Annotated in this window: 17 protein-coding genes; 8 read left to right on the top strand and 9 right to left on the bottom strand. The window is 60.8% G+C overall.

Annotated elements, in window-relative coordinates; all coding sequences use genetic code 11:
- Positions 1-68: 68 nt before the first annotated feature.
- Together ACIPSK_RS28270 and ACIPSK_RS28265 are read right to left on the bottom strand one after the other, a co-directional pair.
- Entirely contained in the window at positions 69-1,229 is a 1,161-nt protein-coding gene (locus ACIPSK_RS28270) for an ABC transporter substrate-binding protein (protein WP_162119382.1), read from the bottom strand.
- A 119-nt stretch (positions 1,230-1,348) separates the two neighbouring features.
- Complete coding sequence (locus ACIPSK_RS28265) at positions 1,349-2,257, bottom strand: LysR family transcriptional regulator (protein WP_017967962.1); 909 nt, start codon at positions 2,255-2,257, stop codon at positions 1,349-1,351.
- 178 nt (positions 2,258-2,435) lie between these two features.
- On the opposite strand from ACIPSK_RS28265, the gene ACIPSK_RS28260 reads away from it, so the two are divergent.
- Positions 2,436-3,125 carry a hypothetical protein gene (locus ACIPSK_RS28260; RefSeq protein ID WP_162119381.1) on the top strand — a complete coding sequence of 230 codons (690 nt, stop codon included), beginning with the start codon at positions 2,436-2,438 and terminating at the stop codon, positions 3,123-3,125.
- A 12-nt stretch (positions 3,126-3,137) separates the two neighbouring features.
- On the opposite strand, the gene ACIPSK_RS28255 is transcribed toward ACIPSK_RS28260, so the two are convergent.
- Positions 3,138-4,028 carry an AraC family transcriptional regulator gene (locus ACIPSK_RS28255; RefSeq protein WP_162119380.1) on the bottom strand — a complete coding sequence of 297 codons (891 nt, stop codon included), beginning with the start codon at positions 4,026-4,028 and terminating at the stop codon, positions 3,138-3,140.
- 133 nt (positions 4,029-4,161) lie between these two features.
- Between ACIPSK_RS28255 and ACIPSK_RS28250 the strand changes: the two genes are divergently transcribed.
- Positions 4,162-4,914, top strand: coding sequence for an SDR family NAD(P)-dependent oxidoreductase (locus ACIPSK_RS28250; RefSeq protein ID WP_162119379.1), 753 nt, complete (start codon positions 4,162-4,164; stop codon positions 4,912-4,914).
- Between the two features lie 267 nt (positions 4,915-5,181).
- On the opposite strand, the gene lysS is transcribed toward ACIPSK_RS28250, so the two are convergent.
- The 5 genes from lysS to ACIPSK_RS28225 form a co-directional block, all read right to left on the bottom strand.
- On the bottom strand, positions 5,182-6,678 hold the full coding sequence (gene lysS / locus ACIPSK_RS28245) for a lysine--tRNA ligase (protein WP_162119378.1): 1,497 nt from the start codon (positions 6,676-6,678) through the stop codon (positions 5,182-5,184).
- Between the two features lie 22 nt (positions 6,679-6,700).
- Positions 6,701-8,167 (bottom strand): glutamate--tRNA ligase, encoded by a 1,467-nt coding sequence (gltX, locus tag ACIPSK_RS28240; protein ID WP_162119377.1) that lies wholly within the window; start codon positions 8,165-8,167, stop codon positions 6,701-6,703.
- A 246-nt stretch (positions 8,168-8,413) separates the two neighbouring features.
- Positions 8,414-9,163, bottom strand: a complete 750-nt coding sequence (locus ACIPSK_RS28235) for a TerC family protein (protein WP_162119376.1) — start codon at positions 9,161-9,163, stop codon at positions 8,414-8,416.
- Positions 9,164-9,379: 216 nt separating this feature from the next.
- Positions 9,380-10,219 carry an AraC family transcriptional regulator gene (locus ACIPSK_RS28230; RefSeq protein ID WP_017967953.1) on the bottom strand — a complete coding sequence of 280 codons (840 nt, stop codon included), beginning with the start codon at positions 10,217-10,219 and terminating at the stop codon, positions 9,380-9,382.
- A 93-nt stretch (positions 10,220-10,312) separates the two neighbouring features.
- Complete coding sequence (locus ACIPSK_RS28225) at positions 10,313-11,005, bottom strand: TetR/AcrR family transcriptional regulator (protein WP_162119375.1); 693 nt, start codon at positions 11,003-11,005, stop codon at positions 10,313-10,315.
- Between the two features lie 151 nt (positions 11,006-11,156).
- Between ACIPSK_RS28225 and ACIPSK_RS28220 the strand changes: the two genes are divergently transcribed.
- The 5 genes from ACIPSK_RS28220 (at position 11,157) to xylA (ending at position 18,220) form a co-directional block, all read left to right on the top strand.
- Positions 11,157-12,371, top strand: coding sequence for an HlyD family secretion protein (locus ACIPSK_RS28220; protein ID WP_162119374.1), 1,215 nt, complete (start codon positions 11,157-11,159; stop codon positions 12,369-12,371).
- Positions 12,372-12,500: 129 nt separating this feature from the next.
- Positions 12,501-14,099 carry a DHA2 family efflux MFS transporter permease subunit gene (locus ACIPSK_RS28215; protein ID WP_162119373.1) on the top strand — a complete coding sequence of 533 codons (1,599 nt, stop codon included), beginning with the start codon at positions 12,501-12,503 and terminating at the stop codon, positions 14,097-14,099.
- A 209-nt stretch (positions 14,100-14,308) separates the two neighbouring features.
- Positions 14,309-15,331: a LacI family DNA-binding transcriptional regulator gene (locus ACIPSK_RS28210; protein WP_032985740.1), complete on the top strand. Its 1,023-nt coding sequence runs from the start codon at positions 14,309-14,311 to the stop codon at positions 15,329-15,331.
- A gap of 21 nt (positions 15,332-15,352) precedes the next feature.
- Positions 15,353-16,807 carry a xylulokinase gene (gene xylB, locus ACIPSK_RS28205; RefSeq protein WP_162119372.1) on the top strand — a complete coding sequence of 485 codons (1,455 nt, stop codon included), beginning with the start codon at positions 15,353-15,355 and terminating at the stop codon, positions 16,805-16,807.
- Positions 16,808-16,909: 102 nt separating this feature from the next.
- Positions 16,910-18,220: a xylose isomerase gene (gene xylA / locus ACIPSK_RS28200; protein WP_162119371.1), complete on the top strand. Its 1,311-nt coding sequence runs from the start codon at positions 16,910-16,912 to the stop codon at positions 18,218-18,220.
- An 81-nt stretch (positions 18,221-18,301) separates the two neighbouring features.
- Here the strand turns inward: xylA and ACIPSK_RS28195 are convergent, their stop codons facing one another.
- Positions 18,302-19,333, bottom strand: coding sequence for a LacI family DNA-binding transcriptional regulator (locus ACIPSK_RS28195; RefSeq protein ID WP_072640525.1), 1,032 nt, complete (start codon positions 19,331-19,333; stop codon positions 18,302-18,304).
- Between the two features lie 170 nt (positions 19,334-19,503).
- On the opposite strand from ACIPSK_RS28195, the gene ACIPSK_RS28190 reads away from it, so the two are divergent.
- Positions 19,504-21,030, top strand: a complete 1,527-nt coding sequence (locus ACIPSK_RS28190; RefSeq protein ID WP_162119370.1) for a sugar ABC transporter ATP-binding protein — start codon at positions 19,504-19,506, stop codon at positions 21,028-21,030.
- The last annotated feature ends 45 nt before the right edge of the window (positions 21,031-21,075 follow it).

The following is a 21,075-nucleotide window of genomic DNA, read 5'->3' as shown; positions in this document are numbered from 1 at the left end:
CTCCCCCTTGTGGGGAGGGGTTGGGAAGGGGTCTCACGCTACAACGGTCATCTCGGTGAGGACGTAAATTACCGCCCGCCGATCACGCCGATATAATCCGACACCCAACGATGGTACGGCACGCATTCGCTCTGGGTGGCGCATTTGGCGACCGGGGTCTTCCAGAACTTGATCTTGTCGAAGTGATCGAAGCCGTTGGTGGCGCAGCCGGCATCGCCCATCAGTTCGTTGCCCTTGCAGGCGGCGGGAACGGAGGGAACGGCGCCGAACCAGGCGGCGGCGTCGCCCTGGACCTTAGGCTTCAGCGAATGTTCCATCCACATATAGGCGCAGTTCGGATGCTCGCTGTCGGCGTGCAGCATGGTGGTATCGGCCCAGCCGGTCACGCCTTCATCCGGGAAGGTGGAGGCGATCTTCTGCTTGTCGGCCTGCAGCAGGTTCACCTGGAAGGGCCAGGAGCCGGAAGCGACGACGCCTTCGTTCTTGAAATCGTCGATCTGGATCATCGCGTCGTGCCAGTAGCGGGAGACGAGCTTGCGCTGGCCGCGCAAGAGGTCGAGGGCGGCCTTGTACTGGTCCTCGTTCAGCTCGTAGGGGTCCTTGATGCCGAGATCCGGCTTATGGGCCATCAGATACATCGCGGCGTCGGCGATGTAGATCGCACCGTCATAGGCCTGGACGCGGCCCTTGTTCGACTTGCCGTCGGGCAGCGTCTGCTCTTCGAAGACCACATTCCAGCTCGTCGGCGCCTTATCCTTGAAGGCGTCGGTATTGTACATCAGCACGTTCGGCCCCCAGAGATAGGGCACGCCGTAATGCACGCCGCCGACCGTGTACCACGGGCCGTTCTGCAGGCGCTCGTCGACGGTCTTGAAGCTCGGGATCAGATCGGTGTTGATCGGCTGGACACGTTTGCCGGCGATGAGGCGGAGCGAGGCGTCGCCCGATGCGGTGACGAGATCGAAGCCACCCTCGTTCATCAGCGATACCATTTCATCGGAGGTGGCGGCGGTCTTGACGGAGACCTTGCAGCCGGTCTCCTTTTCGAAATCGGTGACCCAGTCGTAATTCTTATCGGTTTCGCCGCGCTCGATATAGCCGGCCCAGGCTACGATGCTGACCGCACCTTCGCCCTTGCCGAGTGCCTTGAGCGGTTCTGCGGCGATCACCTGCGTGGCGAAACTCAAGCAGGTGATCGCTGCCGTGCAGGATTTCAAGAGATTCGTCATCATCCGTCTCCCGGTTTGGTGCCACTTCTGTGGCGCTTTGTTCCCGGCTGAAAAGGTGACGTGAAAAGTTCGCTTTCGCAAATTCATTTATCAGAAAGGCGATATCGGAAATTCCGATATCAGCGGACGCGGCCAGAGCGCATGCTTTCGGCGATGCCGACAAAATCGCGTGCTGCCTGCGGCAGGCTGGAACCCTTGCGCCAGACCATGCCGACCTGAACGACCGGCAGCGAGCCCGAGACATCGCGGCTTTCGATGCGGTCGCCTTCCAGCGACCATGGTCGGTAAACGAGATCGGGAAGCAGGGCTACGCCGGCGCCTGTCGCAACCAGGCTTCGCACCGCTTCCACCGAGCGGGTGCGGAAGGCGACATGCGGGCGGGCGCCGAGGGCTGAGAGCAGCTTGCCGGTGTTCTCCTCGATTTCGTCGACCGTCAGCATGATCAGCGGTTCGCGGGCGATATCGGCGACCGAGATGATGTCGGCCGACACCAGTGGGTGGCCCATCGGCAGCCATAGTCGATAGGGCGAGGTCTCGAGGATTTCCGCCTGCAGCGCCATGCGGTCGCGCAGGTTTGATATCACCATGACGGCGACATCCAATTCGCCGCCGACCAGCAGATGTTCGAGATAACCGCCATTGTCCTCGATGGCGCTGACCTCGATGCCCGGGCAGGCGCGGCGGTATCGCGCCAGCAGGTCGGAGAGCACGTAGCCGGCGACAAGCGAGGTAACGCCGATGTTCAGCGTGCCGGAAAGAGCGCTTTGCTGGCCGGAAAAGCTGGTCCGAGCATCGGAGACAGAGGCGAGGATCTTCGTCGCGTGACGCAGGAATTGGTGGCCGTTATGGGTGATCGTCAGGCCGCGCGGATGGCGCTCGAAGAGCTCGACGCCGAGGTCGGTTTCGAGCTCCTTCAGTGCTTCCGTCACCGAGGATTGCGAGATCGAAAGATTCTGCGCGGCTCGCGTCACCGAACCCTGTTCGGCGACGGCGACGAAATATTGAACCTGGCGAAGCGTGAAGGCCATGGGCGTTTAGAGCATGGCGGAACAGGCCGTGGCAAGCGGCCGGAAAAGCGGACCTTTTTTGGTGTTTTCCCAAAATGGGTCAGGCTTCGCATGCCCACTTAAACTTTCGGAAACGTCATTTCCTTAGCGTTCTTAGCACTTGTCCTGCGTTGGAGTTTCAGATGGCGGAGCAGTTGGCGTGAAGGCCTTACTGCGCATCTTCCGGCCTTCCCGGAAATTGGCAATCATCATCGGTGGAGTCGCTCTTCTCATGGGCGTGTCCGGCGGTGCGGCGGTCTATGTCGGCAAGGACAGGCTGATCGGTGCAGCTGGTGGTAGCTACGGGCTCGAATGCAGCGACGTCAACCTGGTGACGATCCGGAAGCAGGACCACGTCTGGGTACGCAAATACATCAAGACCGAACCGACCGATGGGATGACCCGCGTCAAGACCGCGCTTCGGGTCGCCCAAGCCGTTTATGCCGCGCAGAAGCCGGATCTGGTCCAGGTGGTGGTGCTCGACGAGAACGGCCCGACGTTGCGTGCCGACATTCGCGGCCGCGCGATCGGCGCCGATGTCGTCTATATCCCGCATCCCGACAAGACCGTTCCCGGCCTCGACGACAAGTCCTATACAGCGCGCTACTATGACGGCAAGGCCAGCGAAAACGGACTGTTCTTTGGCGAGCGGATAGAGATGCCGTTTGACGAGATCGCCATGCTCAGCGCCGCTTTCAAGGATCCCGAGGATTGCGTCGACCCGGTCGCGGTTGCTTCCACAAAGGGTGAGGGCAAGGGAGCCGGCGGCCACGGCGTAGCGCCCAAGGATGCAGCCACTCCAGCAAAAGCCGCTGCCGAAGAGGCGCCGCCAGCCAAGAGCGGGCACTAGACCCAAAAAGCATCAGGCGGCAGGCCTGATATTTTCTCTTATCAGCGAGGCGTCGCGCGCCGGCGGCTGGCCAAAGAAGCGTGCATATTCCCTGGTGAATTGGGAAGCGCTTTCGTAGCCCACGGAATAGGCGACGGAGGATGCATTTCCGGATTGGGAAATCAGAAGCTGGCGGGCCTGCAACAGGCGGATGCGCTTTTGGAACTGGATCGGGCTCATCGCCGTCACAGCTTTGAAATGGCGATGAAAGGCCGAGACGCTCATGGCGGTGAGGGCGGCGAGTTTTTCGACCTCGACCGCTTCCGAATAGTGTTCGCGAACCCAGCGGATGGCGAGCCGTATCCGCGACAGGGCGCTATCAGGTGCTGCGATATCGCGCAGCATCCAGCCCTGCGGTCCCTGCAGCACGCGATAGAGGATTTCGCGTTCGTAGGCCGGGGCAAGGGCAGGGACATCCTGTGGGCGCTCCATGAGCTGCAGCATCCTCAGCCAGGCACCCAGAAGTTCCGGCGTCATGCGACAGACGGAATAGCCGCCGGTTTGTCCCTCCTGATAGGATTGCGGCGGAAGATCCAGGAGAAGCGCTGCGACCCTCGCCGGATCGAGCGATAGGCTGACGCCGATATAGGGCCGGTCGGGACCTGCCTGCTGCACCATGCCCGTCGCCGGCACATCGATCGATATCACGAAGTAGCTCGCTGGATCGTAATAATAGTCTTGCCCGGCGATCGTCAGCGTCTTGCTGCCATCAAGGATCAGGTTGACCATCGGCTCATAGACGGCGCCAAGCTTGTGTTCGGGGATCTCGCCCTTGACCATCAGGATGCCGGGGATGCCGGTTTCCGTCGGGCGGTTTTCAGCATGGGCCGTCAAGCGGCGCATCTCTTCGAGCATCGTTTGCATGGCGAAATCCTGGACCAGCAAATGATGGGGCGCAAGGCAAAAGCAGGAATAGGCAAGAACGAGGCAGTTTCCGGCGGAGTGCAGGCCGGCTGTTTCCCATAGCTTCCGGCCATCGAAGCAAAAGGAGACAGAGATGAAAATCGCAATCATTACCGGCGGCAGCCGTGGCATTGGTCAATCGGCAGCGCAGGAATGCTCAAGGCGCGGCATGGGTGTCATCCTCACCTACAACAGCCACAAGCCAGGTGCGGATGACGTCATCGCCGAGATCAAGGCAGAAGGTGGTCAAGCCGTTGCGCTTGCCCTCGATGTCGGTGATGCCGACAGCTTTCCGGCCTTCGTGACAGAGGTGAAACGGCTGCTTTCCACTTATTGGGGCCGGAATACGTTTGACTGCCTCGTCAACAATGCCGGTTTCGGCATGTTCAATCTCATGGAGACGGTGACGACAGGCCAGTTCGACGCTCTGATGAATGTCCACCTGAAAGGGCCGTTCTTCCTGACGCAGGCCTTGCTGCCGCTGATGGTCGATGGCGGCGTGATCCTCAATGTAACAAGCGCTTCGGTTCGCGTCGCAACAGCAGGTGTCGCGCCCTATGCAGCCCTCAAGTCCGGACTTGAAACGTTGACCCGCTATCAGGCGAAGGAGTTCGGCGATCGCAGGATCCGCGCCAATGCTATCTCGCCCGGTCCCATCCGCACCAATCTTGCCGACGCTGCGCTGGACAAGAACCCGGAGTTCGCCGCATTGCTTGCCTCACAGACGGCTCTCGGCCGTATCGGCGAAGCCGAGGATGTCGGCCGCGTCATCGCCATGCTCGCGTCCGACGACGGTGCATGGATCAATGCGCAGACAATCGAAGTCGCCGGCGGCTACATGATCTAAGTGTGACGACGAACGCGGTCATTCACAAGCCAACGAAATAAGGTCATTCCGTGATCGACCAATCCACTGTGCCTTCGTCCGTCGGCTGAGTTTTCGCTAGAGCACTTCCGTTTTTCTTCGAATCACGGAAGTGCTCTATCTCTTTGTGTTCACGCAATTCCGGACGCAAGACCGCTGCGCACTTTTGCTGAAATTGCTCTAGCCTGCCTAAAACAAAACGGAGCGTCCTTTCGGGCGCTCCGTTTTTTCAGTTAAAAAATGTGGTTCTCAGTCGGCTTTGTTGCGGCGGGCCGGGAAGAGAATGACGTCGCGGATAGACGGCGCATTGGTCAGAAGCATGATGAGACGGTCGACGCCAATGCCGAGGCCACCTGCTGGCGGCATGCCCTGGTCGATGGCGTCGAGGAATTCCTCGTCCAGCTGCTTTTCCTTTTCGCCGCGGGCATGCGCCAGTTCGAGCTGCTCGACCATGCGGCGGCGCTGCTCCTCGGGATCGTTCAGCTCCGAGAAGGCGTTGCCGAGTTCCCAGGCGTTGCAATAGGTCTCGAATCGTTCGACCAGGCGCGGCTCGCCCGGCACTTCCTTGGCGAAGGGCGAAATGTCCTTCGGGAAATGCGTGACATGCGACGGCTGGATCAGCGTGGATTCGACCGTTTCCTCGAAGATGAAGGCGAGGCATTCGCCCCAGGTCCAATCCTTCTCGACCGCAAAGCCGGCAGCTTTGGCAGCGGCGCGCGCCTGTTCATCGGTCTTGATGGCGAGGAAGTCGATGCCGGTCGCTTCCTTGACGGCATCCGGCATCGGAACGCGCTTGAACGGACCCTTGAAGGACATGGTCTTGTCGCCGAAGGGGAACTCCGTCGCACCGTGAATGGAGAGCGCTAAATTCTCGAACAGCCGCTCGACGAGGTCCATGATATCCTCGTAATCGGCATAGGCCCAGTAACACTCCATCATGGTGAATTCGGGATTGTGCCGGGTGGAAACGCCTTCGTTGCGGAAGTTGCGATTGATCTCGAAGACCTTGTCGGTCAGCCCCGAGACCAGCGTGCGCTTGAGGAACAGTTCCGGCGCGATGCGCAGGTACATGTCGAGTTTCAGCGTGTTGTGATGGGTCTTGAACGGCTCGGCGGTGGCGCCGCCATAGACCGAATGCAGCATCGGCGTCTCGACTTCCATGAAGCCGTCATTTTCCATGAAGCGGCGGATGCCGGACAGGATCTTCGAGCGCTGCTGGAAGCGGAGCTTCGAATCCTCGTTGGTCATGATGTCGAGATGGCGCTTGCGATAACGCAGTTCGATGTCGGAGAGACCGTGCCACTTCTCGGGCATCGGTAAGAGCGACTTCGTTAGCATGGTGATCGTCTGCGCGTTGATCGTCAGCTCGCCCCGCTTGGTGCGGCGCACGATACCGGTGACGCCGATGATGTCGCCGATGTCGATCATCGGCAGCAGGGCGCGGGCTTCTTCCGGGGTCGTGTCCTTGTGACTGAAAATCTGGATCTTGCCGCCGGCATCGTGGATGTCCATGAACATGCCGGAGTTGCGCGACGAGTATACGCGGCCGGCGACGGTGACGACATCCTGCGTCTCGACGTCAGGTTCCAGGTTCTCGTATTTCGCGATGAGCTCGGCATTGGTCATCGTGCGGTGGAAATGCGCCGGATAGACCTCGCCGATCTGCTCGCGCAGCAGCTTCAGCTTCTGGGCGCGCACTTCCGTGGCGTCGGAGGAAAGGGTGTTTTCGGTCTTGTTGTCAGCCACTGTCGAAATCCTCTGACTGTTCTTACTTCGAGCCGACGAGGGCGGCGACCGCCTGCGAGGCGAGCTTCAGGCGCTGACGCACGACGGACCGGCCAAGGATCGCCATGGAATCGAAGAGCGGCAGGGAACGCGACGAGCCGGATACGGCGACGAAGAGCGGCGAGACCACGACCTTCAGCTTCTTGCCCATACGGTCGGCGATCGCGCGCAGCTCCGCCTCGATCGTCTCGACGTTCCATTCCAGGATCTTTTCGAGATCTGGCTGAACGGTGTTGAGGATCTCCAGGATCTCTTCCGGCGGTGACTTGATCTTGGCGAAGTCGGAAGACTGCAGGCCAAGATCGGACTTCAGCAGGAACCCGGCAAGATCGGGCAACTCGCCGAGCTTGGAAATGCGCGTCTGCGACAGGCGCAGACCTTCCTTCAGGCGGTCGTTTTCCATCGCCCAGGTCAGTACACGGGCTTGGAATTCCTCTTCTGAGAGCTTCTCGCGGATCCAGCGGCCATTCAGCCAATCGAGCTTCTGAATGTCGAAGATCGCACCGGCCTTGGAGAGGTTTTCCGGATCGAACTTCTCGGAGAGCTCGTTGATATCAAGCAGCTCTTCGCCTTCGGCGATCTGGATGAAGAACAGACCGAGGAAGTTCATCAGCGCTTCCGGGATATAGCCGAGCGCGGAGTAATAGGAGATCGAGGTCGGGTTCTTGCGCTTCGACAGCTTCGACTTGTCGGCGTTGCGCATCAGCGACAGATGCATGAAGACCGGCTCGTCCCAGCCGAAATAGCGATAGAGCAGGATGTGCTTCGGCACCGAAGCCAGCCATTCCTCGCCGCGCGCCACATGGGTGATCTTCATCAGATGGTCGTCGATGACGTTGGCCATGTGATAGGTCGGCATGCCATCAGCTTTGACGAGCACTTGCATGTCGACGGAATCCCAGGGGATGCTGACATCGCCGTAGACGCCGTCGGTGAAGTCGCAGGAGCCTTCGGCCGGGATCTTCATGCGGATGACGGTCGTCTCGCCGGCGGCCATGCGCGAGGTGACTTCCTCGGCCGTGAGGTTGAGGCAGAGACCATCATACTTCGGCGGCTTGCCGGCTGCGCGCTGAGTTTCGCGCATCTGCTCCAGCCGCGCGGGCGTGCAGAAACAGCGGAAGGCATGGCCCTTGTCCAGCAATTCTTGCCCGTAAGGCTGGTACATTTCCTTGCGGTCTGATTGGCGATATGGGCCGTAGGGGCCGCCGATATCAGGGCCTTCCTTCCATTCCAGCCCGCACCATTTCAGTGCGTCCAACACCTTCGTTTCGAATTCCGGGGTCGAGCGCGTCGCATCGGTATCCTCGATGCGCAGGATGAACTCGCCACCGTGCTTCTTGGCGAAAAGGTAGTTGAAAAGAGCGATGTAAGCGGTGCCGACATGCGGCTCGCCTGTCGGCGAGGGAGCGATGCGGACGCGGACGCCGGTAGCTGTCCCGGAAACTGTCATTGTGTGTGCCCGTCAATAAGTACCGGACGGCTTTCATGGGGAAAGCGACGTGCGGCCGGAAGGATGCAGATATCTTCATCGGCAAACCGGCCGGAAAAGGGCATGCGCCCGCACCATCCGCCGATCGTCCGTTCGGCTGGCCTTAGGCCATATTCAACCGGTCGCGTCAAGAAAAACCATGCCTGCAAAGGCCTTGATGGCGGTGTGTGAGGGCGCGCCGGTTCCGCCGCGCCCTCCTGCCCAGCCTCAATGCGCGGCGTCGCGTTTGCGTTTGCGGGCGTTGCGCGCGAACATGTTCAGCACCTCGACCAGCGCCGAGAAGGCCATGGCGGCGTAAACGTAGCCCTTCGGCACATGGAAGCCCATGCCTTCGGCGATCAGCGTCGTGCCGATCATCAGCAGGAAGGCGAGCGCCAGCATGACGATCGTCGGGTTCCTCTCGATGAAGTTGGCAAGCGGGGTCGCGGCAACAAGCATGACGGTGACGGCGGCGACGACTGCTACCACCATGATCGGCAGATGCGGCGTCATGCCGACGGCGGTGATGATGCTGTCGACGGAGAAGACGAGGTCGAGCAACAGGATCTGGCCGATGGCCGATGCAAAGCCTGTCGTGACGGATTTCGCGATGAAATCCTCCTGATGATCGATCGGATCGACGGTGTGATGGATTTCCTTGGTGGCCTTCCAGACGAGGAACAGACCACCGGCAATCAGGATCAGATCCTTCCAGGAGAAGCCGTGGCCGAAGGCTTCAAACAGCGGTTCGGTCAGCTGCACGATCCAGGCGACGGTGCCGAGCAGGGCGAGGCGCATGACGAGCGCAAGACCGATACCGATCTTGCGGGCCTTCTCCCGGTGCTCGGGCGGCAGTTTGTTGGTGAGAATGGAAATGAAGATCAGGTTGTCGATCCCGAGAACGACTTCCATCACCACCAGCGTGATGAGCGCCACCCAGGCGGCCGGATCCTGAATGAGCGTCATGATTTCCTGCATCAGCGTATATCCCCTTCGCGTCACATACGTGATTGACGCTCGCAATGTAATGTTGCCGGCCTGCCAGGCAAGCGCCGCAAGGGGGTATACGAAACCGATGTGACTTTTATTCCCTACAACAGGATGATTTAAGGCCGGGTCGGCCTTAAATTTGAATCCTGTTCTAAATTAAAGAGTTAGAGCATGACGTCCGAAAACCGCTCGCACTTTTCGGCATCATGCTGTGATCGGCAACCAGATTTCGGTGACGCCCATGCCGGTGTAGGGGTCGAAGCGCTCGTCGTAGCGTTCGAACATGTCGGGTGTCTCGCCGTGCTCCAGGCCTGAGGTCGGCCACCATGCGCCAAAAATCCGGTTCATCGTCGCCGGAATGCCGGAGACATGGCCGCGATGAGCAAAGACGACGTAGCGCTGGCCCGGTAGCTTGAGCGTTGCAAAATCCGCCGGCAGATCGCCGGCATCGGAAATTTCGACCGCAGCCATATAGCGGAATTTCTCCACTTCGCCGTCGATATGGGTACAGATGCCGTAGGCGACATTGCCTTTCTGGCCGGAGATATGTCCGAAATGGGCATTGAATTTCTGCCAGAGAGAGGGGATGGCGGCATTGCCGCCATAGGGGTAGGTCTCCTGCAAGCCGGCAAACAGCATCGGCTGGAGGGTTTCGAAGCGGGGCGGTTCGAGGTCGCTGAGGTGGGCGGGGTCCATTCTGATCGGCTCCAGCAAGACAAGGTTACGAGCGTGCCCCTGTCTGCGCACCGCATCCGGCGTCATGCCGAACTGGTCGCGGAAGGCACGGGTGAAAGCCTCGTGCGAGCCGTAGCCCGCACAAAGCGCAACCTCGAGAATGGTGGATGAACCGCCGACCAGTGTGGGCACGGCGCGGCTGAGGCGGCGCCCTCTTATATAGCTGCTGATCGAGTGGCCGGTGACGAGCCCGAAGACGCGCGAGAGATGGTAGCGCGACAATCCGGCTGCTTCCGATATCTCTTCCAGCGATATATCGCTTTCGAAATGGCTCTCGATGAACCAGATCGCCCGTCCAACGGCGGTCATCCTCATTCTCCTGATTGCAGCTTCTTTCTTAGAGGAAGGCCGGCAGCCGGATTTGATCGCTGTTGCGGGATTTTGGCCGATGAAGCGCGACGGTCAAAAGTGCGGTCGGGCGGCCTCGTGCCGAGGCGCGCCGTAGGCGGCCATGAAGACCCGGATCGCGCCGCGGATGACGCGCTCGATTTCGTCGCGCGGCGGCGGCTCTTCCATGCTTCCGAACAGGCGGAGTTTGAAGAAACTGCCGCTGGCGAGATCGAGGAACTGGCCGGCGGCAAGATCGATGTCGTCGATCTCGAGTGCGCCTTCGGCGATGTGCCGTTCCAGGAAGTCGCGCATGATGGTGCGCAGGTTTTCCGGGCCCCTGAAGAAGCGTTGACAGAGCACCGGCATACGGTCGCGAACGCCGAGAACGGTGCGCATCGCGCTGATGACCTTTTCATCGGTCATATGAGTGACGAAGCTTATCCCGAATTCGTACAGGCCGGCCTCGGGATCGTCATGTTCGGCAAGTGCCGTGCGCACGGCCGCCACGAAGGCGGCGCGCTCGGTCTCGATCATCGCCGAAAACAGTTCTTCCTTGTTGGTGAAATAGACGTAGAGCGTTCCCTTTGAGACTCCGGCCTCGCGCGTCACGTCGTTCATGCTGGCGGCGTCGAAACCCATCTTCATGAAGACACGCTTGGCGCCGGCGAGGATCTGCTGGCGCTTGGCCGGATCTTCGCCTGCGGCGAATCGGCCTCCGGCAGCGGGAGGACTGAATACGGCGGCGTGGTCGGGTTTCAGCGTCATGTCCTCTTAACCGTGTTGACGGTTTCGCATTTTCTTTAAAGAAATCGAACCGATTGGTTCTATACATCTTGATATGACGATAAAACAGGTTTAAGTCAACTGAACCGAACCGTTCAGTTCGATTATTTACTCCAAGATCGGTAAAGTGGCCATGTCGAGCAACCAGAAGAGCAATGTCGCGCGGATCGTCAGCGAAAACGCCGAGACCGAAGAGCTAAAGGCCGAGGTCGCTGCCGTTGCAGAAGCTCCAGTGGCGGAAGCTCGCGAAGTGCCGTCTGCCCCCGCGCAGTTGGCGCCGGCTTCGGTCGCCGCACCCGCAACTGCGAAGAAGCGTCGTAGCCCGGTGCTACCGATCGTCGTGCTCGCCCTTCTCGCAGGCGGCGGCTGGTATGGTTACGAATGGTGGACGAACGGCCGCTTCATGGTGTCGACCGACGACGCCTATATCGAGGGCGATATCGCAACGATTTCGCCGAAGGTCACGGGCTACGTCGCGAAGGTGAACGTCATCGCCAACCAGGAAGTCAAAGCGGGCGACGTGCTTGCCACGCTTGATAATGGCGACTATCAGAACGCCCTCGACTTGGCCCAGGCACAGATCGTCACCGAACAGCTTTCGCTACAGCGTATCGACGCGCAGATCGAAGGCGCGAATGCGAGCCTCGTGCAGGCGCAGGCGCAGAAGGTGGCACTCGAAGCGGCCGTTCGCGGTGCCGAGATTACTCAGAAGCGCCAGAGCGACCTTCATGCGAAGTCGGTCGGGACCGCCGCCGATCTCGACAACGCCAATATCGCCCTCGACCAGGCCAAGGCCAATCTTGCCGGCGGCGACGCCAACATCACCGCTGCGCAGGCCAACATCACCATTCTCCAGGCCCAGCGCAAGGAAGCCGAAGGCTCGGTCCGTTCGCTTGAGATCTCGCGCGACAAGGCCGTCCGCGACCTTTCTTTCACAGTGCTCAAGGCGCCTTATGACGGCATTGTCGGCAACCGCTCCATCCAGGAAGGCGACCTCGTCTCTCCCGGCCAGCGCCTGATGGCGCTCGTTCCGGTGCGCCAGCTCTATATCGATGCCAATTTCAAGGAAACGCAGATCCAGCATCTGGTGCCGGGCTCGAAGGTCAACGTCCATGTCGATGCCTATAGCGATCATCCGATCGTCGGCACCGTCGCATCGATCTCGCCGGCTTCCGGGTCGGTCTTTTCGATGCTGCCGCCGGAAAACGCCACGGGCAATTTCACCAAGGTGATCCAGCGGGTACCAGTGCGCATCGCGCTGCCGCAGGATGCGCTCGACAGCGGGCGTCTGCGCGCGGGCCTGAGCGTCGTCGTCGACGTCGACACCCGTACGGCGCCGAGCAAGTAAGCCTTCAGAGCAATTCCAGCAAAAGTGTGCAGCGGTTTTGCGTCCGGATTTGCGTGAAAACAAAGAGATAGAGCAATTCCGTGACTCGAAAAAAAACGGAATTGCTCTGGAAAAGGCGGAGGTGATCTGATGGCCGGGAGCGCGGCAGCAACAGCGGGAACGATTCCGGCAGCGCCTGCCCATGCCGACGAGCGCATGGATCCGAAGAAGCTCATCGCCTTCTTCGCGATGGTGCTCGGCATGTTCATGTCGATCCTCGACATCCAGATCGTCTCGGCCTCTCTTGCCGAAATCCAGGCCGGCCTTTCGGCAGGCAGCGACGAGGTCGGCTGGGTGCAGACGGCTTATCTGATCGCCGAAGTAATCATGATCCCGCTTTCCGGCACGTTGGCGCGCATTATCTCGACGCGTTATCTCTTCGCGATCTCGGCCGCCGGCTTCACCATGGCGAGCGCGCTTGCGGCGACGGCGACGAATATCGACCAGATGATCGTCTACCGCGTCATCCAGGGCTTCATCGGCGGCGGCATGATCCCGTCGGTTTTCGCGGCTGCCTTTACCATCTTCCCGCCTTCGAAGCGCAGCATCGTCTCGCCGATCATCGGCCTGATCGCGACGCTGGCACCGACCATCGGCCCGACGGTCGGCGGTTATCTCAGCCACGCCTTCTCCTGGCATTGGCTGTTCCTCGTCAACATCGTTCCCGGCATCATCGTCACGATCGTCACCTGGAACTTCATCGATTTCGACAAACCGGAACTGTCGCTCTTCAAGAAATTCGACTGGTGGGGGCTGATTTCGATGGGCGTGTTCCTCGGCGCGCTGGAATATGTGCTCGAAGAGGGCAATTCGAACGATTGGTTCAACGACAGTTCCATCACCATCGCAGCGATTGCCTCCAGCGTTGCAGCCATCGTCTTCTTCTATCGCGCCTTCACGGTGGATTTCCCCGTCGTTGACCTGAAGGCTTTCGCGAATCGGAATTTCTCCTTCGGCTCGGTGTTTTCTTTCGTCATGGGCATCGGTCTCTATGGCCTCACCTATATCTACCCGGTCTATCTCGGGCGCATCCGTGGCTATGATTCACTGATGATCGGCGAGACGATGTTCGTCTCCGGGCTGGCGATGTTCTTCACGGCGCCGATCGCCGGACGATTGTCGACCAAGATGGACCTGCGCCTGATGATGGCGATCGGCTTCGTCAGCTTCGCCGCCGGCACCTTTATCATGATGCATCTGACGGCGGATTGGGATTTCTACGAACTGTTCATTCCGCAGATCCTGCGCGGTTTCGGACTGATGATGTGCATGGTGCCGATCAACAATATCGCGCTCGGCACGATGCCGCCCTCGCGCATTCGCGGCGCGTCCGGCCTTTTCAATTTGACCAGAAACCTCGGCGGCGCTGTCGGCCTTGCCGTCATCAACACCGTGCTCACCAGCCGCCAGGACGTGCATTATGAGCGGCTGCGGGAGAATATGGACTGGGGCAATCCGGCGGCGATCGACCAGATGAACAACATGGCCGCCAAGTTCAACACTTACGGCATGGACGGCGCCTCTGTGGCGATCAAGCAGATGGTCGGGCTTGCCACCAAGCAGGCGATCATCCTTTCCTTCAGCGACGTGTTCCTGATCCTGACCGCACTCTTCCTTGCCATGATCCTCGGTGTCGCCATGATCAAGAAACCCGCGCCGCAAGGCGGGGGAGGCGGTGGCGGCCACTGACCTCCGGCCTGCCGCCCCTTGAAAAGGCCCTCTTCGGAGGGCCTTTTTGTTGCTGTTTTCCGGCCGCTGTGTCATCAGGCGGATGATCGTCGGCTGGATCGGTCCGACTCGGGTAGGCAATGCCCGGAAAACGAAGCGGGAATCCGCTCGCTCGATTTTTTGATTTACGTACATCAAAATTGGCGCTAATGGTCTCGTCAGGAGGAATGATGAGGCCAACCGTTCACGATATCGCTGCTGCCGCCGGTGTCAGTCTCGCGACTGTCGACCGGGTTCTCAACCAGCGTCCCGGTGTGCGCCACGTCACGCGGGAAAAGGTCGAGACCGCGATCCGCGAGCTCGGTTATATCAGAGACGTCGCGGCCGCCAATCTTGCCAAGGGGCGCACCTATCCCTTAGTCTTCATCCTTCCGGCCAGCGACAATTCCTTCATGCACGGGCTCAATGCCGAGATCCGCCAGGCGATCGTCCGCTCGTCGGCCGAACGCACCGATATCCGCACCATCGAGGTGCCGGCCTTCGATCCCGCCGCCCTGGTCTCCGTGCTTGAAGGGCTTTCCCGGGAAAAGCCATGCGGCATTGCGCTGGTTGCGACCGATGCGCCCGAAGTACGCGCCGCCGTCGACAGGTTGGTTCGCGAGCGCTTTCCCGTCGTCACCCTGGTTTCCGATCTCACGGGGTCGCTACGCCATCACTATGCTGGTGTCGACAATATCGCAGCCGGCCGCACTGCCGCCCGCCTGCTCGGACGATTCCTCGGGCCGCGAAAGGGCGAAATCGCCGTGCTCGCCGGCTCCATGCTGGTGCGTGACCATCGCGAGCGGCTGGAGGGCTTCACCGCTGTCATGGCCGAGGAATTTCCCGATCTTGCGATCCTGCCGGTTCTCGAAGGCCGCGACGACCCGGAGGTCGCCCATAGGCTCGTTGCCGACGCGCTCGGGAATGCCGGCATCATCGGCGTCTACAGCCTCGGCGCCGGCAATCGCGGCCTGATCCGGGCGTTGAAGGAGAAGGCCGTCGACCGCGTACTGACTGTCATTGCCCACGAACTGACTGCCCATACGCGCGCGGCACTGATCGACAATACGATCGATGCGATCCTCAACCAGGATGCCGGCCATGAGGTGCGGAGCGCCATCCGCGTGCTGAAAGCCAAGGCGGACGGGCTTGCCGTCATCGAAGCGCAGGAGCGCATCCGCCTCGACATATTCCTGAAAGACAATCTGCCGTAACGGCAAAGGGAGAAATGCCACATGTATCTGGGTCTCGATCTCGGAACCTCCGGCGTCAAGGCGATGCTGATCGACGGCGATCAGAAGATCGTCGGCTCGGCCAATGGTTCGCTCGACGTGTCGCGTCCGCATTCCGGTTGGTCGGAGCAGGAGCCGGCCCACTGGGTGCGCGCCACGGAAGAGGCGGTCGCCGGCCTCAAGGCGAAGCATCCGAAGGAGCTTGCCGCGGTCAAGGGCATCGGGCTTTCCGGACAGATGCACGGCGCGACGCTCATCGATGCCACCGACAAGGTCCTGCGCCCCTGCATCCTCTGGAACGACACGCGCAGCTACGTCGAGGCCGCGGCACTCGATGCCGATCCGCGCTTTCGCGCGCTCACCGGCAACATCGTCTTTCCCGGTTTCACGGCGCCGAAGCTCGCCTGGGTCGAAAAGCATGAGCCCGATGTTTTCGCCAAGATCGCCAAGGTGCTCTTGCCGAAGGACTATCTGCGTCTTTGGCTGACCGGCGAATATATCTCGGAAATGTCGGATTCGGCCGGCACTTCCTGGCTCGACACCGGCAAACGCGCCTGGTCGTCCGAACTGCTCGCCGCCACCAAGCTTTCTATGGAGCAGATGCCGGCGCTTGTCGAAGGCACCGAGCAGGCCGGCAAGCTGCGGTCCGAACTGGCGGCGCAATGGGGCATATCAGGCGATGTCGTCGTGGCCGGCGGCGCAGGCGACAATGCGGCGTCTGCCTGCGGCATGGGCACGGTCAGCGATGGTGCAGCCTTCGTCTCGCTCGGCACCTCGGGCGTGCTTTTTGCCGCCAACGCTTCCTATCTGCCGAAGCCGGAAAGTGCCGTGCATGCCTTCTGCCACGCGCTGCCGAACACCTGGCACCAGATGGGTGTCATCCTGTCGGCCACCGATGCGCTCAACTGGCATTCCGGTGTCACCGGCAAGTCGGCCGCCGATCTCACCGGCGAAGTCGGCGAGACGCTGAAGGCTCCCACCGGCGTTACCTTCCTGCCCTATCTCTCCGGCGAGCGCACGCCGCACAATGATGCCGTCATCCGCGGCGCCTTCATCGGCCTCGAACATGAAAGCAGCCGTGTCGTTCTCACCCAGGCGGTACTCGAAGGCGTCGCCTTCGCCATCCGCGACAATCTCGAAGCGTTGCGCTCGGCCGGCACCGGCATATCCCGGGTCACGGCAATCGGCGGCGGTTCGCGCTCGCGTTACTGGCTGGCGTCGATCGCGACCGCCCTCGGCGTTCCGGTCGACCTCCCGGCCGACGGCGATTTCGGTGCGGCCTTCGGCGCCGCGCGTCTCGGCCTGATTGCGGCAACAGAGGCGGATCCCATTGCCGTCTGCACGCCGCCAATAACAGCCGGAACGATCGAGCCGGTGTCCGCACTGAGCGGCGCTTATGAGGATGCCTACAAGCGCTACCGTGCGCTCTACCCGGCGATCAAGTCGCTGGCGCACTGAGAACTGGAGCCAGCGGCCCCCTCATCCGACCCTTCGGGCCGGCCTCTGGCGTAGACCAACAATTTTGAACTTCGAAAAGATACGAACCCAAGGAGAACCAACATGAGCACCGGATTTTTTGGCGATATCCAGAAAGTAAAATACGAAGGCCCGGACAGCACCAATCCGCTGGCCTTCCGCTATTACCAGCCGGACGAGATCGTCATGGGCAAACGCATGGAAGACCATCTGCGCTTTGCGGTGGCCTATTGGCACACCTTCACGTGGCCGGGCGGCGATCCATTCGGCGGCCAGACCTTCCTGCGTCCCTGGTTCGAGGACACGATGAAGGCGGCCAAACTCAAGGCCGACGTCGCCTTCGAATTCTTCTCGCTGCTCGGCTCGCCCTATTACTGCTTCCATGACGCCGACGTGCGTCCGGAGGGCAAGAATTTCGCCGAGAACACCAAAAACCTCAACGAAATCGTCGATTATTTCGCCGAGAAGCAGGCGGCAACCGGCACCAAGCTGCTCTGGGGCACGGCGAACCTCTTCTCCCACCGTCGCTATATGTCGGGCGCTGCGACCAATCCGGATCCCGACGTCTTCGCTTTCGCAGCCGCGACGGTCAAGACCTGCATCGATGCCACGCAGAAGCTCGGCGGCGAAAACTACGTGCTCTGGGGCGGCCGCGAAGGTTACGAGACGCTGCTCAACACCGATATCGGCCGCGAGCTCGACCAGCTCGGACGCTTCCTCAACCTCGTCGTCGAATACAAGCACAAGATCGGCTACAAGGGCACGATACTGATCGAGCCGAAGCCGCAGGAGCCGACCAAGCATCAGTACGACTATGATGTCGCGACCGTCTATGGCTTCCTCAAGAAGCACGGCCTTGAAAACGAGGTGAAGCTCAATATCGAGCAGGGCCACGCGATTCTTGCCGGCCATTCCTTCGAGCACGAGCTGGCGCTTGCCAATGCTCTCGGGATCTTCGGCTCGATCGACATGAACCGCAACGACTACCAGTCCGGCTGGGACACTGACCAGTTCCCGAACAATGTTCCCGAAATGGCGCTCGCCTATTACCATGTTCTGGCAGGCGGCGGCTTCAAGACCGGCGGCACCAACTTCGACTCGAAGCTGCGCCGTCAGTCTCTCGACCCGGCGGATCTGCTGATCGGCCATATCGGCGGCATGGATTGCTGCGCCCGCGGCCTGAAGGCTGCTGCCAAGATGATCGAGGACAAGGCTCTGTCGCAGCCGCTCGCCGATCGTTATGCCGGCTGGGAATCCGCCGAGGCGCAGAAGCTCTTCCGCGGCGAGTATTCGCTGGATGAGATCAGCCACTACGTCGAGAACCACGACGTCAACCCGCAGCCGAGGTCGGGCAAGCAGGAGCTGCTCGAGAACGTCGTCAACCGCTACGTCTGATAAAGCGCGCCGGGGGTCATCGGCCGCCGGCGCAACCCTCTCCGGCCGAGCGCTGGCCGGAAGCTTTCAGCCTATATGGGCTTACCGTTTCAACCAGTTGCGTGACGGCGCCGAGACGGAGTTTCGAACCACCAGATCCGGCCGCAACAGGATCTCCGTTTCGGTCGGCCGGCCATCGGATAGAAGTTCCAGCAGCAGTGCCATCGCCTGCTTGCCGATTGCCGTTCTCGGCTGTCGGATGGTGGTCAGCGGTGGGGATATGAAGACGGCCTGCGGCACGTCGTCGAAACCGGTCACCGAGAAATCCCGCGGAATATCGTAGCCTCGCGCGCCGAGGCCGACCATGACGCCGATTGCCGTCTGGTCGTTGACGCACATGAAGGCGGTCGGAAGCGTGTCACGCATGAAAAGCTGTTCGACCGCATGCCGCCCGCTTTCGATCGTGCCGTCACCTTCGAGCACGATCCTGGTATCGGGTGGGATGCCGGCGGCGTCGAGGCCGGCATCGTAACCCATGCGGCGCCTGGTATAGGCAAGCCGGGTGCGCGAATCGCCGATGAAGGCGATCTTGCGGTGCCCTTCGGCCAGCAGCAGGTCCACCGCTTTGCGAGCGCCCTCGGTATCGTCGACGCCGACATAGGGAATGCCGCCGTTGAAGACGGGCTCGAAAACGCCGACGCTCGGCGGCAGCCGCGCGGTCATCGTCTGATGCCCAAAGGGCAGGATGCCGGTGAAGAGGATCAATCCGGCCGCCTGGTTGGAATTGAAGAATTTCAGATATTCCAGGCCGCGCTGGGCATCGTTCTGGGTGTGGCCGATCAGGATGCCGTAGCCGTGCGCGCGCGCTTCGTTCTCCAGCCCGACGAGAATGTTGGAGAAATTGGGATCGCCGATATCGGGCGCCACGACGAGGATCATGTTGGAGCGGCCGAGCCTCAGGCTGCGCGCCATGGCATTGGTCGTATAGCCGGTGATGGCGATTGCCTGGTTGACCTTGAGGCGCGTGGAGTTGGCGACCTTCTCCGGCATGTGGATTGCCCGGGACACCGTCGCGATGGAGACCTCGGCGATCCGGGCGACGTCTTCGATGGTTGCGGGCGTGGAATTCGACACTGGGCTCTGCCTTGGGGCTGTCTTCGCCGCGACACTACACAGACTTGTCGAGAGGTCAAAGGCAGGCTTCAACTGATCTGTGTAAATCAACGATGTAAACCTTTACACGATCTATGTAAAGGTTTACATAGGGCTTCAGAGCGGATGGGATGCCGCTTTGGGAGGATCAGATGACTGTGGAAGCTGCCGACACCGCACCTGTGGTGCTGTCCGCCAGGCGCATATGCAAATCCTTCAGTGGAGTGCAGGTCCTCTTCAGCGTGAACTTTGATCTCCGCGCCGGCGAAATCCATGCCCTCATGGGTGAAAATGGCGCCGGAAAATCCACGCTCGTCAAGGTTTTGTCCGGTTTCGAACAGCCGAGTTCGGGTGAAATCCTGCTCGACGGCAAGCCCGTCGTGCTGCCGCCTAATGGCGCCGCCGAGGCGCTCGGCATCGTTATCATTCACCAGGAATTCAACCTCGCCGAACATCTGACCGTGACGGAGAGCCTCTTTCTCGGGCGCGAAGTCACGCGCTTCGGCATGCTCGACCGCAAATATATGCGGTCGGAGACACGCAAGGTTCTCGACGTGCTCGGTTCGCATGTCGATGAGAACGCGCTGGTCAGCACGCTTTCCATCGCCGACAAGCAAATGGTCGAAATCGCCAAAGCGATCAGCCGCGACGCGCGGGTGGTGTTCATGGACGAGCCGACCGCGGTGCTGTCGCGGGAAGAGACCAATATGCTGTTCAAGCAGGTTCGCAAGCTTCGCGACCAGGGTACCAGCTTCGTCTTCGTGTCCCACAAACTCGACGAGGTGATGGAATTGACCGACCGCGTCACGGTGCTGCGCGACGGCCAATGGATCAAGACTTCGCCGACGTCCATTCTGGACGGGGAATCGATCGCGCAGCTGATGGTCGGCCGCGAACTCTCCAGCCTCTATCCCGCTAAGGTCGAGCCCGATGTCGACGAGGAGGTCGTCCTCAGCGTCGCCTCGGTGTCGACGGGTTATGTGAAGGATGCGAGCTTCGAGGTGCGCAAGGGTGAGATCATCGGTTTCTCAGGCATGATCGGCTCCGGCCGCACCGAGCTGATGGAAGCGATCGCCGGGTTGCGAACCCGTCTCGAGGGCGAGGTGGTCATCAAGGGGGAAACGGTTCCCTCCGGCGACGTCCATGCCGCCAATCGCTGCGGGCTCGCCTACATGACCAAGGACCGCAAGTCGAAGGGCCTTTTGCTGCGCTCCGGCATGGTGACCAATCTGACATTGCAATCCCTCGGCAGGCACGCGCGTCACGGCTATCTCAGCCCGGGCAGCGAGGCGGCCGCGATGGCAAAGGCCAAGCGTCGTTTCGATATCAGGGTTCGCGACGGCAATATCGTCGCCGGCCGGATGTCGGGGGGAAACCAGCAAAAGCTGCTGCTCGCCAAGGTCATGGAGACCGATCCTGATATCATCATCATCGACGAGCCGACGCGCGGCATCGATGTCGGCACCAAGCAGCAGATCTATCATTTCATCTCGGCGCTCGCCCGGGACGGCCGGTCGATCATCGTCGTGTCGTCGGAGATGCCGGAGGTCATCGGCCTCTGCACGAGAGTGGCGGTGATGCGCGACGGGCGTATCGTCGGCGTGCTCGAAGGAGACGAGATTTCCGAACAGGAGATCATGCGATACGCCGCCGGGCTCAAGAGGAAGGCGGCCGCCTGAGGGCTAGCAGGGCTTTGCCGATCAGAACGATAGATAAGATTCCCA

The sequence above is a fragment of the Rhizobium sp. LARHSG275 genome (genome assembly GCF_052871115.1).
The sequence above is the reverse complement of the archived record's forward strand: the minus strand, read 5'-3'. Positions and strand labels throughout refer to the sequence as shown.